At 41.5% G+C, this 20,249-nt stretch carries 17 protein-coding genes and 1 other RNA gene; 3 read left to right on the forward strand and 15 right to left on the reverse strand.

The window, feature by feature from the left end:
* Nucleotides 1–57: 57 nt before the first annotated feature.
* The gene (gene arcC / locus H8S07_RS08065; RefSeq protein ID WP_021860877.1) at nucleotides 58–987 is read right to left on the reverse strand and encodes a carbamate kinase; all 930 of its coding nucleotides are present in this window, start codon (nucleotides 985–987) and stop codon (nucleotides 58–60) included.
* A gap of 167 nt (nucleotides 988–1,154) precedes the next feature.
* On the opposite strand from arcC, the gene dapB reads away from it, so the two are divergent.
* Entirely contained in the window at nucleotides 1,155–1,955 is an 801-nt protein-coding gene (dapB, locus tag H8S07_RS08070; RefSeq protein ID WP_186855818.1) for a 4-hydroxy-tetrahydrodipicolinate reductase, read from the forward strand.
* A 137-nt stretch (nucleotides 1,956–2,092) separates the two neighbouring features.
* A complete protein-coding gene (locus H8S07_RS08075; protein ID WP_021860879.1) occupies nucleotides 2,093–2,410 on the forward strand; it encodes a YbjQ family protein in 318 nt (105 codons plus the stop codon).
* A gap of 165 nt (nucleotides 2,411–2,575) precedes the next feature.
* Here H8S07_RS08075 and H8S07_RS08080 read toward each other — a convergent pair whose 3' ends face one another.
* From H8S07_RS08080 to H8S07_RS08120, 9 genes are all read right to left on the reverse strand, one after another.
* On the reverse strand, nucleotides 2,576–3,157 hold the full coding sequence (locus H8S07_RS08080; protein WP_021860880.1) for a nucleotidyl transferase family protein: 582 nt from the start codon (nucleotides 3,155–3,157) through the stop codon (nucleotides 2,576–2,578).
* 31 nt (nucleotides 3,158–3,188) lie between these two features.
* On the reverse strand, nucleotides 3,189–4,760 hold the full coding sequence (locus H8S07_RS08085) for a PH domain-containing protein (protein WP_186855819.1): 1,572 nt from the start codon (nucleotides 4,758–4,760) through the stop codon (nucleotides 3,189–3,191).
* Nucleotides 4,735–5,244, reverse strand: coding sequence for a PH domain-containing protein (locus tag H8S07_RS08090; RefSeq protein WP_021860882.1), 510 nt, complete (start codon nucleotides 5,242–5,244; stop codon nucleotides 4,735–4,737). The genes H8S07_RS08085 and H8S07_RS08090 overlap by 26 nt, the downstream gene beginning before the upstream one ends.
* Nucleotides 5,245–5,371: 127 nt before the next feature.
* Nucleotides 5,372–6,106, reverse strand: a complete 735-nt coding sequence (locus tag H8S07_RS08095) for an oxidoreductase (RefSeq protein ID WP_118659578.1) — start codon at nucleotides 6,104–6,106, stop codon at nucleotides 5,372–5,374.
* Between the two features lie 112 nt (nucleotides 6,107–6,218).
* Complete coding sequence (trxA, locus tag H8S07_RS08100; protein ID WP_021860886.1) at nucleotides 6,219–6,524, reverse strand: thioredoxin; 306 nt, start codon at nucleotides 6,522–6,524, stop codon at nucleotides 6,219–6,221.
* A 144-nt stretch (nucleotides 6,525–6,668) separates the two neighbouring features.
* Nucleotides 6,669–7,679, reverse strand: a complete 1,011-nt coding sequence (locus tag H8S07_RS08105) for an aldo/keto reductase (RefSeq protein ID WP_186855820.1) — start codon at nucleotides 7,677–7,679, stop codon at nucleotides 6,669–6,671.
* 69 nt (nucleotides 7,680–7,748) lie between these two features.
* Nucleotides 7,749–8,276: a nitroreductase gene (locus H8S07_RS08110; RefSeq protein ID WP_186855821.1), complete on the reverse strand. Its 528-nt coding sequence runs from the start codon at nucleotides 8,274–8,276 to the stop codon at nucleotides 7,749–7,751.
* A 157-nt stretch (nucleotides 8,277–8,433) separates the two neighbouring features.
* Nucleotides 8,434–8,781: a transfer-messenger RNA gene (gene ssrA / locus H8S07_RS08115) on the reverse strand.
* Nucleotides 8,782–8,931: 150 nt separating this feature from the next.
* The gene (locus H8S07_RS08120) at nucleotides 8,932–9,963 is read right to left on the reverse strand and encodes an NUDIX domain-containing protein (RefSeq protein WP_186855822.1); all 1,032 of its coding nucleotides are present in this window, start codon (nucleotides 9,961–9,963) and stop codon (nucleotides 8,932–8,934) included.
* Nucleotides 9,964–10,053: 90 nt separating this feature from the next.
* On the opposite strand from H8S07_RS08120, the gene H8S07_RS08125 reads away from it, so the two are divergent.
* Nucleotides 10,054–10,941 (forward strand): RluA family pseudouridine synthase, encoded by an 888-nt coding sequence (locus tag H8S07_RS08125; RefSeq protein WP_186855823.1) that lies wholly within the window; start codon nucleotides 10,054–10,056, stop codon nucleotides 10,939–10,941.
* Nucleotides 10,942–10,962: 21 nt separating this feature from the next.
* Here H8S07_RS08125 and H8S07_RS08130 read toward each other — a convergent pair whose 3' ends face one another.
* The 5 genes from H8S07_RS08130 to H8S07_RS08150 form a co-directional block, all read right to left on the reverse strand.
* Nucleotides 10,963–11,661 (reverse strand): GTP pyrophosphokinase, encoded by a 699-nt coding sequence (locus H8S07_RS08130; RefSeq protein ID WP_021860891.1) that lies wholly within the window; start codon nucleotides 11,659–11,661, stop codon nucleotides 10,963–10,965.
* Nucleotides 11,662–11,752: 91 nt separating this feature from the next.
* Complete coding sequence (locus H8S07_RS08135) at nucleotides 11,753–14,908, reverse strand: response regulator (protein ID WP_243175990.1); 3,156 nt, start codon at nucleotides 14,906–14,908, stop codon at nucleotides 11,753–11,755.
* Nucleotides 14,909–15,301: 393 nt separating this feature from the next.
* Entirely contained in the window at nucleotides 15,302–16,864 is a 1,563-nt protein-coding gene (locus H8S07_RS08140) for a recombinase family protein (RefSeq protein WP_118721544.1), read from the reverse strand.
* The gene (locus H8S07_RS08145; protein ID WP_118721543.1) at nucleotides 16,857–18,512 is read right to left on the reverse strand and encodes a recombinase family protein; all 1,656 of its coding nucleotides are present in this window, start codon (nucleotides 18,510–18,512) and stop codon (nucleotides 16,857–16,859) included. Before H8S07_RS08145 ends, H8S07_RS08140 begins: the two co-directional genes overlap by 8 nt.
* Nucleotides 18,513–20,186 carry a recombinase family protein gene (locus H8S07_RS08150; protein ID WP_118251794.1) on the reverse strand — a complete coding sequence of 558 codons (1,674 nt, stop codon included), beginning with the start codon at nucleotides 20,184–20,186 and terminating at the stop codon, nucleotides 18,513–18,515.
* Nucleotides 20,187–20,249: the final 63 nt, after the last annotated feature.

A 20,249-nucleotide genomic window follows, 5' to 3' on the forward strand; every position in this document is an offset into this window, starting at 1 on the left:
TACCTCCTTCATTTTTCCGGTAGTATAACCAGATTGCAGACATTTTAAACGAATTTCTTAAGAAATCTTAGTTCCTGTCTTTCCTTTTAAAGCTTCGCCAAGCTTATCAAAAGAAGTAATGAGTGCGCTTCTTCCTTCTCCTTTTTCAATGAAAGAAACAGAAGCACTTAACTTCGGAAGCATATTATACTCTCCGAAATGTCCCTCTTCCATATATTTCTTCGCATTTTCTACGGAAATCTCGCCCAGTGCTTCTTCATTGTCACGTCCGAGATTAATCTTCACCTGATCTACACTCGTCAGAATGATCAGCTCGTCTGCCTGTGTATCCTCTGCCATCTTTCCGGCAGTCAGATCCTTCTCAATGACAGCGCTTGCACCTTTCAAATGGTTATCCTGTTCCAGAACCGGAATACCACCACCACCGCATGCAATAACAATCTGATCTGCATCCAGAAGAGCCTTGATCGCATCAATCTCTACAATGCGTACCGGATTCGGTGCAGACACGATGCGGCGGAATCCTTTGCCTGGTTCCTCTACTACATAATTACCCTTCTTACGCTCCTCATTTGCTTCTTCCACATTCATATAACGTCCAAGGATCTTGGTCGGTGTATAGAATGCTTCATCATATGGATCCACAACTACCTGTGTCAGGATCGTGCTGACTGTTCTGTAAATGCCTCTGTTTAAAAGTTCCTCGCGAATCGCATTCTGAAGGTCATATCCGATATAGCCCTGGCTCATGGCAGAACATACAGACATTGGCGCCGCTGTATAGTTCTCGTGTACTTTTCCAAATTCGTTCATCGCTGTATGGATCATACCTACCTGCGGTGCGTTGCTGTGTGTAATGGCAACCTGATATCCGTCCTCGATCAGATCCGCGATTACTTTTGATGTTTTCTTAACTGCTTCCTGCTGCTCCGGCAAGGTCGTACCAAGGGCACGATGTCCCAGCGCAACGACTACTCTTTTCTTCATGCTCTATACCTCTTATTTTCTGTAAATTTCCTCTCAAGATTATAAAAAGAATTATAGCCTCTTTCTGAAAAAAATGCAACTCCTGCTCGTCTTTTGTGGTAAACTGAAATTATTAAAAGGGATTTCCCGATACGTGTTGAAAACGTATACGAAAGGAGTTTACATTTATGAAAGTTATCGTAACAGCCCCAAGAGGGAAAATGGGCAAATTGATCACACAGGTTGCAGCCTCCCGTGATGACATGGAACTGGTTGCCGGTATCGGTCCAAAAGGGCGCGATTACATCGGAACAGATCTCGGAACTGTCGCAATGGTCGGAAAAGAACTGCACGTTCCGGTTGTAGATGATCTCGAATCCGTTATTGACAAATGCGATGTGATCATCGATTTTTCTACTAAAGAGATGGCTATGGAAGTTCTGGATCTTGCCATCAGACATAAAAAAGGTCTGGTCTGCGGTTCTACCGGTTTCTCCGACGAAGAGATGAAACGTTTTGAAGATGCTGCTTCTTCTATTCCAATGCTCTATGCAGCCAACACTTCCAAACTCGTCAATGTCATGAATAAAGTTCTGGAATTTATCACAAAGACAGTTGGGGAAGAACTGGACATTGAGATTCTTGAGATGCATGATCAGTGGAAGAAAGATGCACCGAGCGGTACTTCCAAAGAAATGGGCGAGACCATGGCACATGCACTTGGCAAAGAATTATCCGATATCGCTGTATACGGCAGAGAAGGAGTTTCTCCGCGAGAACCTGGAACAATCGGTTATCATTCTCTGCGCGCCGGCAATATTCCAAGTAGCCACACTGTATTCTTTGGTGGCATGGGAGAACGTCTGGAAATCACTCACCACTGCTACAACTGGGAATGTTTCGCAAGAGGCGCCTGCGACTGCGCAGCATATCTTGCTAATAAAGATCCTGGATATTATACCATTAAGGATGTCCTGCATCTGAGCTAATCCGGCTCGGGTCAGTCTGGCGTTTTATCTGTAATAACGACTGCCATAGGTCATCCGTAACTACTTTGACAATTTAATTAACAAGATGTCAGGATTTTCCCCTAACATCTTAACATTAATCAGAAAGGATTTTATTTATGATATTAGTAAACACAGATTATATAACCGGAAAGAAATTTGAAATGATCGGACTTGTAAAAGGAAATATGATCCAGTCTGTACATTTTGGAAAAGACCTTGTAAACAGCTTTAAGACACTTGTAGGCGGTGAACTTACTTCTTATACAGAAATGATGAATGAAGCCCGTGCCATCGCCACAAAGCGCATGAGCGAAGAAGCCGAAAAATGCGGTGCCGACGCCGTCATTAATATCCGCTATGCATCCAGTACTGTCGTACAGGGCGCTGCTGAAATCATGGCTTACGGAACTGCGGTAAAATTCGTAGAAGAGTAGTTTCAAAAAGCGCCTGCCATCCTGTTATATTGATATATCCACAAATGGTCTGAATGTTCGGTGCCAGTGAAATATATTGCAAATGGCAGGCGTTTTTTAACTATTAATGCTTTTTCACTATCTACCAATATTGTTTCTATTTTTTAATACTTTTTTCTGCTATTTTTACAGCACCATTTTCTCTTCGATCCGGATTTTCTCCAGATGCTTGATCCTGTCCACGAGATGTGTTTCCGTCAGATACTTATACACGCTCTTCGGGACAAGATGCGCCCATTCTTCATCCATGGCAATACAGCTTCGCACCCATGAAGCACTGACTCCGCGGTCTTTTTCTTCTCTTCGCCAGAGAACTTCTACATCCAGCTTCAAGCTTCGCAGAATCTTATATTTTTCTTCATCCCACGCATCACTGAGTCCCATAAAATACGTCGCATCTTCCGGCATATAATTTGCAATATATTCCGGAAAATTAATCGGAAACGGCAGAATATCATATTCCTGCTCAGGGACTTTAAATTCCTGCATGGCACCTTTTATCATCTCATAACGTTCAAAATACGTCAGCGGATTTGCCGCTTTTGTGGATCGGTTCTGATCATTTACCGAATCGCCGGTCATTCTCCCGTCCGGATTCGTAAGCCCGATATACAGTTTCCGGCACCGCATCTTTGCCGCCAGGATATATTCCATATGCTTTAAATGCAATACCTGGAATCTTCCATTTACAACACCTGTCTCTATCATACTTTTCCCTCATCTTTCGCAGTTATTTATGTTACAAGACCATCTTTTTCAAAAAATATTCTTTCAATTCTTCCACAGCCTCTTCTGGCATATACGGAAGATCATGTCTGGAATCCGATGCCGACGCAAGAAGATATGCATTTCCCTTCACAACACGCAGTTTCTTTGCCACTATATTCTGATTAAATGAAAAATACTGGATCTGCGGATAATGCATGTATGTGGTTTCTCGACCAAATACACCGCTTGATACGGCCAGACTCTTCTTATCACAGGCAAATGCATCCGTAACATAGCCGCCCGCAAGCATCACCAATACAACCAGCCATCCACAGACACACGCCAGATTAATCCACAGAAAATGGGATCCTATGATTTCTTTCGCAAACCGATCTGCCACAAATAATGCAACTGCCCAGATCACTGCCGGGATTGCCTTAAGAAAGATAACCGACTTCTTCTGTCTCTGCAGCGGAAGTTTCATTGCTTCTGCAAATTCCGGCAGAAGTTTCTGCATTTTTTCAATCACGTCTGCATGACTCTGATACAAAAGGAAAAAGGCGTCCTTTTCTTCATCGTCATCTCCCATTCCGACATTGATAAGTTCCACCCGGTATCTCTTAAAAATCCTTGCAATCCATGTCTGTCTCACCGTTACACCATGAATCCGCTTTACCGGAATTACATAGCTTACTTTCTTTAAAAGTCCGTAAGAAATATAGATCTTATCACTTTTTCGTGTAACCTGATACTGATAATACTTAATAAAATCCTTCACCGTATCCCAGACTGCTGTTGCGCCGATAAAAAATGCTACCGCCCAACCTGATATTATTTCCAGAATATTTTGTCCTGAAATTCCTTCCTGTATGCCAGAAAGCAATTTTGATACGGAGCCTCCGATTCCTCCAACTGCAAGCAAAACAGCAAATAAATTAATCGCAAACACTCCATGCCAGATCATATCATTTACATTTGCTGTCACCGTTGTCTCTGTGATGTTTTTACCGTTTTCCTCATCTGTTATCCCGGCAGTTTCTTTGTACGCGCCACTTTCTGTCTGATGATTCGCATCCTGCGCATAAACTTCTGCCCCGGAACGGTTACCTTCCGACTCCATAATCGCAAAAACCGTCTGACGGAACCACTCTGCTTTTTCTTTTTTCAGCACTAGTTTTACGTCTGTATCATCTGCCGTTGAGAAACTGTCTGTATCCAGTTTCACAGTGCATGTGCCAAGCATCATTTCCAGAATATTCTGTGAGAGATTGACATTGGAAATATGCTTGATGCCGATCGTCTGCACCTTGCGGTTCCATGTATTTTTCTCAATCACGATTGCCTGCCCCTGGATAGAAATATAAGTTTTCGCCCAACGGCGGAGCTGCCAGAATAAAGCAATCAGGAACAATACAAGAAACAGACTGGCTCCCGCAAACTCATCTGCCAGATATTCTTTCAGATTATCCATATGCTTTACAATTTCTTTCAGGTCATCCAGTGCCGATCCTGCAAGTACAATCACGATTCCTATAAATATAGTTCCAAATCGTTCAATCACAATGGAGATATGGTTTCTAAATTTCGTTTCTGTCGTTTCCATGTTTTTCCTCCGCTGCGATCTGATTGATCCGCTTCTGTAAATTCTCTGCGATTTGTTCCGCTTTTTCATCTTCCAGAAGATTGATCTCTACATCTCCACCTGCTGTTGTCACAACTACATTTGCCACGCCGAAAGCTCTGGCAACCGGGCCTCTCTCCACCTGCAGTTTATGTAACCGTTCCATCGGAACAATATTGCGCTCTATGAAAAGATACCCTTCGACCGTATCTATACATTCTTCATCTATGTGATAACCATATCTCCGGTATCGGAAATACGGGCTGATCACACAGTTCAGAATGATCAGAACAACGAGCACCAAGGATATTATCTCGCCAATCCGGATATCTTTTGGACTGAGCCAGAATGCATTTACGCAGATGATCGCTGCCAGCAGAATAACACTTAAGATCACGGTCGACACATACATGCACCCCAGCGCACGTTTACTGAGCCGTTCATATTTCATCTTCTCTTCTCTCATTGATTTTCTCCTTGTAACTAGTCGTTTCTATTCTAGCACAAATAAACCACCATTACAAAAAAAGAAGATACTGTTCTGCACTGATATACAGCACACCACGGTATCTTCTCCTTTATAATCTTCTTTTTTAATGAATGGAAACATTTAGTCCATACTCTTCCATAATACCTTTCAACTTCTGCATGTATTCTTCACTCGGCGGAGTCGCCTCAGCCACCGGTTTATCACTGATGCGAAGATATTTCATTACTCCAAGATTATGGTACGGCAATAATTGAATCATTGTAACTGCATCTCCTAATTCTTTACAAAATTCTGCCGTCTTTCTGATATTTTCTTCATCATGATTAAATAACGGAATGACCGGAATACGAATTTGTAATTTTTCTTTCATTTTAGCTGCATCTTCCAGATTGATTCCATGCGGATAGTGTAATGGCTGATTCATATATGGTGCAAGATTCTGCATTGCATGCAGGCCTCTCGATACATGCAGCAAATCAATTTTATCTTCAATTTCCCGGGCAAATGCAATCTCATCATCCAATGACGGTGAGCCTTCTACCATATCACTTGCATTGATTCGATATTCAATTGCCATTGTATTTCCTATTTTTTTTCGAATTGCTGCTAAAAGTTCTTTTGTAAATCTTGATGCATTTTCAATTGTATCCGCACTATATTCATCTGTTCTTCGATTAATCACTTTAGATAAAAAGCACCCCGGAAGCTGTCCATGCGCTCTATGCACAACCAGACTGTCAAATCCGCAACGTTTTGCCCGCTCCGCTGCATTTGCAAAATCTTCTATAATTTCTTTCAGCTGTTCTTTTGTTAAATCTGTAGGATCCAGCTCTACTATTTAAATACAAAAACCGGAAAATTCTTGGATGAAATAAAATAAGAGACAGGAAATATTACGCACCTTTGAGGAAGCACCCACTACATATTTCCTGCCTCTTATTTTTATTATTCTAAAGCATCTCTAAAATAGCTTCTTTTGACTGTGCGCCTACGGTTCTGGCTGCCACTTCTCCATTCTTGAATACAAACAGCATCGGAATGGAAAATACCTTGTATTGTCTTGCAATCTCTGGGTTCTCATCCACATCAATCTTGCACACTTTAATATCTGTTCTTTCCTCTGCAATCTCTTCTATGATCGGTCCCACCATCTGGCACGGTCCACACCAGGTTGCCCAGAAATCAACCAGTACCGGTTCTTTTGCCTGTAATACTTCCTGTTCAAAAGTATCATTTGTCACATGAATCACTGCCATATCTATCGTCCTTTCTTCTATTCTTCTTAAAGTTAGTTTTTCTGTTTTTCAGTTATTATTATACTATATTTTGAAAATATTTTCGTAGCATTTGTTACATATTTTTAACTTTTAATGGCTCTTTCCTTTTCCTCCGCATCATCTTTATGCTTTGCTGATCCGATCAATCGCATCCAGTTCTTCTTTTGTAAATGATATATTTTGCAATGCTGCAATATTATCCAGGATCTGTTCCGGTCTGGATGCTCCGATCAATACGGAACATACGTCTCCATCTTTTAAAATCCACGCAAGCGCCATTTGCGCCAGTGACTGTCCACGAAGCTTTGCGATTTCATTCAACGCTGTTGTTTTCTTTACCAGTTCCGCTGTAATATCGGATTTGTGTAAAAATCGCGGATCTCTCGCTGCGCGGCTGTCTTCTGGAATTCCATGCAAGTATTTATCTGTCAGACACCCCTGCGCCAGTGGACTGAACGCAATAATTCCAACACCGTTTTCCCTGCAACAGTCTTTTACACCATCCTCTTCAATCGTCCGGTCATAAATTGAATAGCGGCGCTGATTTACGATAAACGGACAATGTCTTTCACGCAGCAACTCTACCGCCCGTTTTGTATATTCTTCGTTATAATTTGATACGCCTGCATACAGTGCTTTTCCACTGCGCACAATATCGGTAAGAGCATCCATCGTCTCTTCCAGTGGTGTATTCGGATCCATTCTGTGATGATAAAATACATCTACATAATCCAATCCTAACCGCTTCAGACTCTGATCGAGACTTGCCATCAGATATTTTCTGCTGCCGCCGTCCCCATAAGGACCATCCCACATATCATATCCTGCTTTCGTTGCAATGACCAGCTCGTCCCGGTATGGCATAAAATCGTCTTTTAAAATCCTTCCAAGACTCTTCTCGGCACTTCCATACACCGGACCATAATTATTTGCCACATCAAACTGTGTAATTCCATTGTCAAATGCGGTTCTGCACATTGCTTTCATATTATCATAGTTATCTTTTGAGCCGAAATTATGCCACAATCCGAGTGACACAGCCGGGAACTTAAGTCCGCTTCTCCCAACACGGTTATATGTCATCTTCTCATAGCGGTCTGCTGCCGCTGTATAAATATCTGCTATATCTGCCATTCTTCTGTCCTTCCTTTCAACTGTCTGATTTGCATATTGTTTTCTCTGATTGTGTAACGCTGTTCCTTTTTACTCAATCCAGAATACTCTTCCTTCTTTTCTGTCGGCTGCCTGCGGCAGTTCTCCGTCTGTATATCCGACAGCACAGTGGGCAATTCCTTCCCATTCGCCTTCGATTCCTAATTTCTTCAATAATTGCTTGTATTCCGTCATCTCAAATTCTTCTTTTGCACGGTGGATCCAGATGCTTCCAAGTCCCAGTGTATGTGCGGCAAGCATCATATTTCCCATAACAAGACTTCCATCGTAAACGTAAGTGGATCTCTCCTTATTTGCTAACACAAGCAAAATCGCCGGTGCACCGTAAAATGGATCAAAGCCTTCATCCCAGCCACCGATCTTACGGTTGATCTCAGATAATTCATCGCGAAGTTCTTTATTTGTCACAGCGATTGTAATCGTTGCCTGCTGTCCCATGCCATTTGCTGCATACAGACCTGCTTCAATGATCTGCTCCAGATCCTGCTTTGCCGGCATGTCCGGTTTGAATTTGCGGATACTGCGGCGTTCTTCCATTGCTTTTATTATTTCATTCATATTCATGGCCTCCAATCAATCTTTCAAACTACTGTCTATTATATATGATTTTAATGGATTTGGAATACTTAATGGAAACAAAGTTTTTTATTACCTAAAAAGTAACGGCACTGTATAATGATTCATCACTACACAATGCCGTTATCCTGTTCCGTTAAAATGGACCTGGCGGGAGTTGAACCCGCGTCCGAAAGCCCATCCATCAGAGCATCTCCCATCACAGTCATTATTCTGACATTCCCTCCGCGAATCACCTAATGACAGGTTATCCGTTTTAGTAGCTTCATAAGTTCTTCCATCTCCGCAAAGCTTTGGAAACGAAGTGCTCCGCCTGTTTGAAGCCGGTTACCGGAACAGCGGATGATTCCGGGCCGACTGCCGCCTAATTAGGCTGCGTACGCTAAATTTTCGTCTGCGTTTATATTTAGTTGGAACTTTTAACGTAGTGTCCCGCTACGGATGGCTTCTCCAACTTCCAGACCCCCGTCGAAACCAGTACAAGCCCTTATATGTAGACTACTGGTGTGCAGACGTCTTTCGTCTGGATATCATTATAGGGAGATGCCGCTGAAAAGTCAAGGGTTGCTCATTAAACTTGTAGTTTAAAATATCATCACTTCCTGCAATCCCCAGCAGTCACCGATTCCTTCAACTTCTACATATGCTTCTCCAGGTACTCCCGCACCATCCGAAACTCATCTTCATAAATACAGTTCGGCAGGCTTCCGTCCTGCACACCCTTCAGGCATTCTTCATAGTCCATCCATTTTACGGATTCAACTTCTGACTCCTGTAATTTAAGATCCGCGATATCTACCGGCTTTGTATAGACATAGACACTGCTGAATTCTTTATCACGGAACATGCGGCCGTAAAACTCCGCTTCAAATGCCGCATTGTGAACCCCGACATAATGAAGATCTTCTGCCGTGACAGCAAGTCCCAGTTCTTCACCCATTTCACGGATTGCGGATTCCAGAAGCTCTGCGCCTGCCTCCACATGTCCTGCGGAAGATATATCGTAACACCGCGGATTGGAATCTTTGCAGGCACTCCGCTTTTGAAGCAGGACATCATAATCTCTGCCATGTTCTGTCTCTTTTTCACGGACAATCCACATATGGACCGTTGCATGCGGACTTCCTTCTCTATGCACCACACCACGCTCTTTTGTTATGCCGGTTTTATTTCCATTTTCATCCAGTACATCGAAAAGCTCCATAGGCTTTCCATTCAATGCTGCTGCAACCAGCTTGTCTCCACCGTCATAGGTCAATTTCAAAGAGAAAAATTCTTTCTGTTCATCCAACAGACGGAAGAAGATCTTATCTCCCTCCCAGATATTCAGATGCCATACTTCTTCGATATCCACCCATTCCAGTTCGCCTTCATCGCATGAAATCGGTTCTCCTTCAAATCCGTCCGCAGTAAATAAAGACATATATTCTGTCACACCGCCACCGGATACAAAGGTCACGATTCCGCGGTACTGATAAGATGTCAGCGTATAGCCGGTCTCTTCTTTTACTTCGCGAAGAAGACACTCTTCCGGACTTTCATCCACTTCAAAATGTCCTCCGACTCCGATCCATTTATCTTTATTTACATCATTTTTCTTCACCGTTCTGTGAAGCATCAGATATTTTCCGTCTTTTTCTATATAACATAGTGTACTTAATCCTGTCATTTTCGTCCTCTCCTCTTGAGTGTCCGTTTTATCTTATGGTATGATACCAATGTTCCGTTATTATGATAATGAATTTTCAGGAGAAATGCAATGAATCGAACGATTGAATATAAAATAACAGAAGAGCAAAACGGACTCCGCGTGGAGCAGTTTTTACGCCGCAAAGGTTATTCCGGTCAGAATCTTGCCGAGATCAAGCGTATGCCCAAAAGCGTACTTGTAAACGGAAAACATTATTATATGCGCCAGACATTAAAAACCGGTGATGATCTCGTTATCAAGATCTGCGAAACTGCCTGTTCGGAAAAGATCCCACCGGTTTATCATCCACTTGATATTGTCTATGAAGATGAAGATATCGTTGTTATAAATAAAGCCGCCGGTATGCCGATCCATCCGTCTTTGAATCATTACACCGAATCGATGGCAAATGCGCTTGCATGGTACTATCAGGAACAGGGAAAACCTTTTATTTTCCGTTGCTGCAACCGCTTAGACCGGGATACTTCCGGGCTGACAGTTGTCGCCAAGCATCTGGTGAGCGGAAGCATTTTATCCACTATGGTAAAGGAGCGGCGTATCCACCGGGAATACCTCGCTATCTGCAAAGGTTCTGTCACACCGTCCGAAGGCACGATCAATGCGCCTCTTGGCCGCAAGCCCGGAACAATCATTGAACGGACGGTAGATTTTGAAAATGGAGAAAAAGCGATCACACACTACCATGTCATGGATGAAAAAAACGGGCACAGCCTTGTCTCCCTCCGTCTGGAGACAGGCCGCACCCATCAAATCCGGATCCACATGCGCTACCTTGGTTTTCCACTCATTGGCGATTATCTGTATAATCCCGACATAGAACATATTACAAGACAGGCTCTTCATTCTCACAAATTGTCTTTTACACATCCGATCACCGGTGAGACAATGGAATTTACCGCACCGCTTCCTGATGATATGGCACAGGTACTTCAGTAAACTCCTGTGCCATTTATAACTTTATATCTTCTCAATCTTGTCTCGGAGTTTTAACATCCGGGCGTCCAGTTTTGCAATATCCTCTGCATATTTCTTTAATTCTGCTGCCACTTCATCGCTGCCGTCCAGCTGCTTCTTATAAAACAACTGATAATCCAACACAGACCAGTAATCCATCGCAACTGTCCGAAACTGCACTTCTACTTTCTGCTTCTGAGAACCTTTTGCAAAATAAATCGGGATTTCCAACGTAATATGCAGACTCTTATAACCATTCTTTTTCGGTACCTTGATGTAGTCCTTCTCCTTAAGAACTTCTACATCTCCCTGCGCTTTTAATATATTTGCGACTTCATATACTTCATCTTCAAACGGGCAGACCACGCGAACACCTACAAGGTCATTCAATTTCTCCGCTGCCGTCTGGAAATCTGTCTTATAGCCTTTTCGTACCAGTTTTGCGTAAATACTTTCTGCACTCTTCTTCCGGCTGCTGATCTGATTCACAACCGTTCTTCCTTTTTGTTTGGATAATTCTGTATTAATCATCTGTAGTTTCGCTATAAGAATATCTATCGCACACTGGCATTTAATTTGATATTCTGTTTCAGCCAGACATTCCGCAATATCATCTATCTTCTGTTGTTCTTTTTCAGACAGACATTGCAGTCTTTTTTCCTGCCTGTCTTTTTTTACACTTTTTTTCTTCTTTTTTGTCATGATTTTACTCCTTTATAAAGCAAAATAGTACCTTATTTTTCCGATTCTATCTATCGATATATTCGTAAATCCAGGAAAATTTTATGTAAAATCAGCACTGCATTGCCTTTCTGATTTCTATTGTCAATAGCTTTGCAGCCACCGGCTTCGCCACATATCCGTTCATTCCCGCATCCTTACACATCTGTTCGCTGTCTGAGGCACTTTGTGCAGTCATTGCCAGAATTGGGACATTTTTTGCATGGTCAGTTTCCAGCTTCCTGATTCTTCTCGCTGCTTCCATACCGTCCATCACCGGCATCATCAGATCCATTAAGATCACATCATAGTTACAGTTTTTACTCACCATATCAACTGCTTCCTGTCCGTTCCATGCTTTTTCTACCGTTGCCCCGGCATCTTCCAGATAGAACTGTGCAACTTCCATGTTGATATCATTATCTTCTACCAGTAAAACATGCAATCCTTTAAGTGATTTATCCGTTTTTTCTTTTTCTGATATGTCTGTCTCATATTCGGCAGTATCCAGTTCAAATGGAATCTGTACAATAAATACAGAGCCTTCACCAAGCACACTTTTTACTTTAATACTTCCATGCATCTTATCAATCAGTCCACGCACGATCGACATTCCAAGGCCTGTTCCTTTATACTGTGTACGCGCATCTGTCTTTTCCTGTGTAAATGGCTTATAAATCTGATTTGCAATAAATTCTTTACTCATACCGATACCGGTATCGACAATCTTAAATTCATACAATGCATGTGTATCATTATATTTCACTTCTTGTACATACGTGTCAATATGTCCGTTTTCTTTATTATATTTGATCGAATTACTCAAAAGATTAATTAAAATCTGACGTAAATGCAGCGGACTTCCAATCAATTTTACATGCCTGAGATCAATTCTGTGCTTTTCATGCGTAATTCCGTTTTCTTTAATCTGGATATCCAGAAGTGCACTTACTTCATCCATCAGTTCTTCCAGATTAAATGGTTCTTTACCAAGTTTCATTTTCCCCGATGAGATTTTATTCACTTCAAGTACATCATTTACCAACGCCTGTAAATGATCTGTAGAAAGTCGAAGCTTTCTTAAGCAATCGTCCAGTTTCTCTTTATCATCCCAGTTTTTCTGGATAATATCTATCATTCCGGCAATTCCATTAATCGGTGTGCGAATATCATGACTCATACGGTTCATAAATTCTGTTTTGGCTTTGTTCTCTGAATCTGCAGTTTCATAAGCGACCTGCAGACGTTCTCTCTCCTGCTGTTCTTTTGCATGAAACAGCGAAGTATTTTTGAACAGGATCATTCCCTGGATCACTGTACTTCTTTTTCCTGTTTTACTGTCAAATAACGTGTCCAGTGACATAAGAACTGTTTTCTGCATCCAGACATATTTCCCTGTATGATTCCGTTCCTGATATTCTACTGTAACCTGTTTTTCGCCATTCAGATAACGTTCCAACAGCTTGGAAGACGAATCTACGATCCGATAATTCTCCAGTGTCTCTTCTGCAACATACTGCTGTCGTTCCTGACAATAGAGGTCATAGGAACACGGTGTCTTTGCATCTACCGCAAATTCGTGTCTTCCGGTATGGTAGAAAATACTCTTCAGGCAGTCATTGGTCAGATCTACCGCATAAATTGCCTGTGCGGTTTCCATCAGTGCTTCTACATAATTGCCGTTTTCCAGAATGGACTGTTTCATCTGCTCATAATATCTCGTCAGTTGAAATTTTTCATCTGTACCCATCTTCTCACTGTCGTGAAATTCATCAAATCCAAGGATGAAGTGATGCAGTCTTCCATCTGCCGCATCATTTACAAAAAGTGCCGTCATTCTTCCATAACGATATCCCACTCCCACTTTACGTTGATAAAAAAACTCTGTCTTCTCCATCGCAGGGCCAAGTAACTGTTCCATTGAAGCAATCTCAAGCCATTTCCGCATTTCCTTTCTTGTATCATCTGCTGCAAATTCCCGCAGCACCTGTTCTGCCGCTCCCGTATAACTTCCATCTTCTGCAAGGAAAAATCCTTCTTCGGATCTTAACATACGATAAGTATCCATCCTTGCGTCACAGTATAGACAGTTTGCAAATACATAATGCTTTTCCCGAATCCGGTCCAACAATTGAAGGCTTTCTTTCCTTTTTCTCTCATTCTCCTGAACCTTGGCATGGTTTTTGTCTACATACATGTTCTTATCCGCCTGTTTAAACAGCATGCGCATCGTACATGGCTCATAATCATCTGACAAAGCATATCCTGCCGCATAACTGATCGGCATTTCCGGATGCTGCCGCGAATACAGTTTTACACTTTTTCTCACACCTGCCAAGCACTCCTGCACTTCGGTATGATTTTTCCCTGTCAGCACTGCAAGGAATTCATCTCCACCATCACGGCCTACAAAGGCATCCTCCGGCATGGCTGCGCGAAGCTGTCCGGCAAAAGACCGGATATACGCATCCCCTTTGTCATGTCCGAGATTGTTATTGATCATACGCAAATTATTCAGATCAAACACACAGACTGCGATCTGTGCTCCCGCTTCAAGTTCTTTGTTGTTTTCCAGAATCTCTTCGCATTTATTTTTATTCGGAAGTCCGGTTGCCTCATCCAGATAAATCTTTTTCTGTAAAAGACGGTTCTGCGCTGCATAACGCAGCATCTTCAAAACTTCCAGTCCAAGGAGCAGTACCAGACCACATATATCAAGAATTACAATTTTTTCCAATACATCCAGTGTTGATGTTCTTTTATCTGAATATACTTCCGCAAATCCGGTTGCTTCATCACATATTTTGAAAAACTCTTCACTCTTTTCAACAATCTGTGTATGCTCGTATCCTTTCTCCCGGACAATCAGGATTTCTTTTTTTAACTGTTGGAAATAATCGTCCAGTTCTTTCATCTTACTCTGAAACTTCTTATCTTCCAGACGTACAAGTTGTAACTTATCACTTCCGTCCCGAAGACCATCGATATAATCCTGTACATCCTGCAGCATCTGATCCTGCGGTTTTCCGGCATCTTCCAGCTTAATGATTCGCTGTGTTTTTCCTCTGACCAGACCGGCATAATTGACAACACGCCCGGTTCCCTGAATCCTGGATACGAGTGCCATCATTAAAACAAATAATACAATCAGAACGAGCGTTAATATCATCATCCCGATACGCAACAGATATGTTCTTTTCTTCTTTTTATTGCTTATTTCTTTATCCATTTCCATGCTCCAAAATCGTATGTTAGACTACACTCATTTTAGCCGATTTTCTGAGAATAAGCAACAAAAGCTTCTGATGGAATCTTCCGCAAAAAAGGAAAAACAGACTGATGACAATTGCACATACCAGACCAGTAAGTCCTATTTCCAATTCCGGACGTCCATTCGGGAAAAAGAAGAAGTATATCTATGGCAAGCTCTCTGTCACACATAACCTTCCCGAGGATGTCAAGTCATTGCTACAAACTTTTTGACCTATTTTCCCTCGATTTTTCCCATAAAACCGTTGTTTTGGAACAGAGGACGTTATATTGTTGTCACAAAATCAGCAGGGAGGATGTAACGTCATTGCTACAAGTTCAGTAGTAGTGGACGTTACATTATTGCTACAAATCAAGTCAGTGATTTCCATTCCACCTCCACTCTCCCATCATCATACACATATATTCCCTGCACATATTCTTCCAGCATCTCTCGTGTCAGTTTCTCATAACCCAAATACTTCAACATCTGCTCCACCGGAACATTCTTTTTCATCAGGATTTCTTTCTCACCATTTATCAGTTCTTCCAGTTCCTCTACACGTTTCTGCAGTCGTTCTCTTTCTTCTTCCAACTGCTTCCTGGATTCCATGAACTGTTTCTGATTCATCTGTCCTTCGTGATATTTCTCATAGTTCTGACGGTTCTGAATCTTTATCTGTTCCTGACGTTTTTCACAATCTGCATTTTCCGTCTTATAGGCTTCTATGCTGTCCTCATGCTGTTTTCTCATAGATTGCTGCATCTGTTCCTGACTGATATTCTGACGTAAATATACCTTTATTTCTGCCAGTACGATATGCTCTAGCATTTTGTTATCCGCTTTCCCGGCAAAACACCCTGTATCTTCTTTTCCTTTACTGTAAGCACAGCTATAAAGAATATGACCATGAACCGGACTGCTTGAAGTCAGACTTCTATGACAATTTCCACACTTCACATAGCCACCTAATAGTGTTATCTCCCTGTCAAGTTTGCTTTTTTTAGTGTATCTGATCTGCAGGGACTGTGCTTTCTCAAAGATGTCTTTTGATACAATCGGCTCATGGTGATTTTCCATCACTTTCCACTGATTTCTCGGCACTGGTACTTCTTTCCCTGTCCCTGGTTCTGGAATCTTTGTCTTTCCATAGACCATACAGCCTATATAAGTCTTATCATCCACAATCTTCCGTATCATATCACTCGTCCACTGCAATCCTCTTGATGCAGCTTTCTTGCTGTCTGATTTCTGTCGTCTGCTCATGGACTGCAAGGGAGTCAGTACCCCCTCTTCATTAAATAACCGACAAATCTCCATCTTGGAATACCGCTGATTTGTCAGTTCAAATACTCTGCGAATCACTTCTGCTTCGTCCTCTACAATCACCAGTTCTTTCTTATTTTCAGGATTGATTCGATACCCATAAGGTGCAGATCCACAGCAATACTCACCTTTTCCTCGTCTGGTACTGACTGCCGATTTTACCTTTACAGACTGGTCTTTCACATAAAAATCTGCGATCAGTCCTTTAAACTGTACTTCGATGTCGGAACTCTTTCCTTTATAATCTTTAGAATCATATCGGTCTGAGATAGAAATAAATCGTACTCCCAGGAATGGAAAAATCTGTTCCAGATAAGTTCCCATCTCAATATAGTTTCTGGCAAAACGCGAAAAATCTTTTACCACAATACACTGCACTTTATTCTCCCTAGCAAGTTCCAGAACCTGCTTAATTGCCGGACGTTCCATACTGGAACCAGAATATCCGTCGTCGTAGAACTCCTGAAATGGCATAGAAGCCAGTTCCGGGATATTGGAAATATAATCTTTTACCAGTTTTCTCTGATTGATAATGCTGTTACTTTCTCCCTCTGAATCATCTTCCATGGAAAGACGGTAATATCCAATAATCAGTTTCTGATCACTCATGTTCTACCGCCCCCTTAAACCCGAAGTTGATTTCCAGTCTGCCATCACCATACAGATACATACTTTCAATCAAGCCCTCCGCAAGTTCCGCATTGATTCTGGTTGTCCCATCCAGTTCCAACAGACTTCGTAAAAATCTGGCTTCTTCTTTCTGCTGTTTTTCCAGCTTTCGTATGGTCTGCTCCAGAGACTTCTTTCTCTCTTCACAAAACTCTTTCCAGTTATTACGGTCATCTTTCGTTTCTATATAGGCTTCTTTGGAAAGTTCACCCTCTTTATATTTCATAAATGCTTGTGCCAGTTTTTCTGAACATCTTTCCATATCTGCATCCAGTTTTCTGATCTCCGTTTGAATCTCATTGATTTTGGAAAGAAATACCGCACTGCTTATAGCAGATATATCCTTTTTCCGCAATCCAGATAACTGAAACTGTCTGGTCAGCTCCGAACGGACAATTTTCTGCAGCTTCTCTTCGGAAATAGATTTGTGACTACATTTTCTTTCATCCCGATACCAGGCAGCATTGCAAAAGTAATACACATTGCCTCTGTATCTACGTGTACACATTTTCCGCTTACAATCACCACAATAGAATACATTGTAAAATGCTCTTTCATCATCTTCCCACCCTGCAGTAGTTTTTGTTGCTTTCTGTTGTGCTGTTTTTAGCCTGACCTGTGCTTTTTCAAACAATTCTCTGCTAATAATTGGCTCATGGGCATTTGGCGTAATAATCCACTGGCTCTCGTCCAATATGTCACACCATTTTTCACCTCTTTGAAATCTGGATTCATATTTTCTCTGAACCAGATCGCCATAATAATTATTCCGGTTCAGCACTGCACGTATCGAAGAATTTCCCCACTGATGAAGGTTCTCTCCGTCCTGACAGTACACATGATGATATTGGTTATAATCTGAAATCCGATGTACCCTATCCTCAAACAGCCTGTCAATAATGCTCTGTATGCCATCTCCCGAAGCATATTCTTCAAAAATCCTGCAGACAATCTTTGCAGCTTCCGGTTCCACCATCAACTTATAAATTCCATTTATCTTTTCCACACAATATCCATATGGAGCTGTAGATCCCACATACTCACCATTTTTCTGTGCAATACGTTTCGCTGCCCGTTCTTTTGCGGAAATGTCTTTCGCATAAGCATCATTCACCAGATTCTTGATATTCATGGATAATTCCTGATTCTTGGCATCCGGTGCATAGGAGTCATAGTTGTCACATACAGAAACAAACCGCACTTTCATAAAAGGGAGAATCTTTTCCAAATAATTTCCGGTTTCGATATAATTTCTTCCAAATCGTGAGAAATCCTTTACCAGAATACCATTTATTTTACCTGCCCTGACATCATTCATCATCCGTTCAAATCCCGGTCTGTCAAAATTTGTTCCGGTTTTTCCCAAATCAGAATAAATATCATATACAGCAATCTCATACTCTCTGTCTGGATTTTCATTGTGCTTCTGAATGAATTCTTTTATCAGCGTAACCTGTGTTTCAATAGATTCTGACTTTTTTTCATCACTATCTACGGATAATCTGGCATAAATTGCAGCCATACATACCGGAATACCAGAAACTTTCTTCTCTGTGTTTTTCTTATATCTTTTTGCTGTTCTTGCCATTTATCCCACCTCTTTCCTGTACTCTGTCCTGTGTTCCGCATAAAACCGTCTTATGACTTTCATCTTCTCAATCATATCCTGATAGCGGATGTGAATTTTAATTTGCTTGTTCTCATAAATATAGATTTTATCTACAGTCAGTGCCAGCAATGTGCGATCCAGTTCTTTGATTTCCAGTGATTTCTTCCAGTCCTCCAACTGAACAGTTGCAGACACTCCACCCTCAAACATTTGCTTTACCAGTTTTTTCTGGTTTTCAATCATCTGCTCCAGTTCTTCACATTTTCTTCCGTAACTTTCCCGAAAATCATCGAACTCCTCTTTGCTGATCAATCCCTCTTTCAAGTCATCACCCAAAGATGCTTTCAGGCTGTAATAACGGTTATATTCTTCCTGCAACTTACTAATCTGCGTATCATAACCGATTACCTGATCGTAACTGACTTTCATTTCACAAAGTTCTTCCATAATCATCTGATAGTCTACGAAAAGTGCCGTATATGCCTGAATCTCTTTCAATACAATCCTTTTCAGCACCTCTTCCGGAATACTGTGTCTGGTGCAATCTCCACCTTTATTTTTTGTCTGGCAAATATAAAAGGCTTTTTTCTTTCCCTTATACTGATTTACCCTGCGTATCATCGGTGTATGGCAATCTCCGCAAAATACAAAACCTGAAAAAAAGTTTGCACTGTCCGATGTTTTCGATGCCCTGCCATCATACTGAAGTAGCTTCTGCACCACATCAAAATCATTCTGCCTGATTATTGCCGGATGCGTATTTTCTACTTTCACCCACTCTGATTCTGGCTTATCCAGACGTTGCTTTACCTTATAGCTGATTCGTTCCTGCTTGCCCTGCACCATGTTTCCAATGTAAACCTCGTTGGTCAGAATCCTTTTAATCTGCACTGCCGACCATTTCGGTGTGTCTGAGCTGTGAAATCCAGAATTGTAATTCTCGCCATTTGCCTTTTTATATTCTTTTGGCGACTGCACATGACGTACATTCAGTTTTTCTGCGATTGCTCCAAGACTGAATCCATCAATTTTCCACGAAAATATTTTTCTTACAATATCTGATGCATAAGAATCAATCACCAGACAATTCTTATTCTCTGGATCTTTGCAGTAACCATACGGGGCAAACGCTCCAATAAATTCACCTTTTTCACGTTTGATTTTCTGGTGGCTTCGCACTTTACCTGAAATGTCCCGACAATAACTTTCATTTACGAAATTTTTGATTGGAACTACAAATGACTTTTCTGAAAAATCTGCTGTTTTACTGTCAAACTGGTCTGTAACTGAAATAAAACGCACATTTAAAGCCGGGTAGGTCTTTTCGATCCATCGCCCGGCTTCTATATATTCTCTTCCGAATCTGGATAAGTCTTTTACAATCACGCAGTTTACTTTTCCAGCTTCTATATCAGTTGTCATTCGTTTAAACTCAGGTCGGTCAAAATTTCCTCCTGAGTATCCGTCATCCACATATATATCAAAGATCTGAATATCCGGCTGGCTTTTTACAAAGCTCCGAAGTAACTCTCTCTGATTTGCAATGCTGTTGCTCTCTGACTTCGCATCACCCTCTTCCATATCATCTTTCGATAATCGAAGATACAATGCAGCATCGTATATATCTGGCATATTCATTTGCATCTGTTCCATTTTACATCGCTCCCAACTTACTTATTCCATTGAATGTGAAGTCAGAAACCATGTATCACGTTC

This window comes from Dorea hominis, from assembly GCF_014287705.1.
GTDB classification, from domain to species: domain Bacteria; phylum Bacillota; class Clostridia; order Lachnospirales; family Lachnospiraceae; genus Dorea_D; species Dorea_D hominis.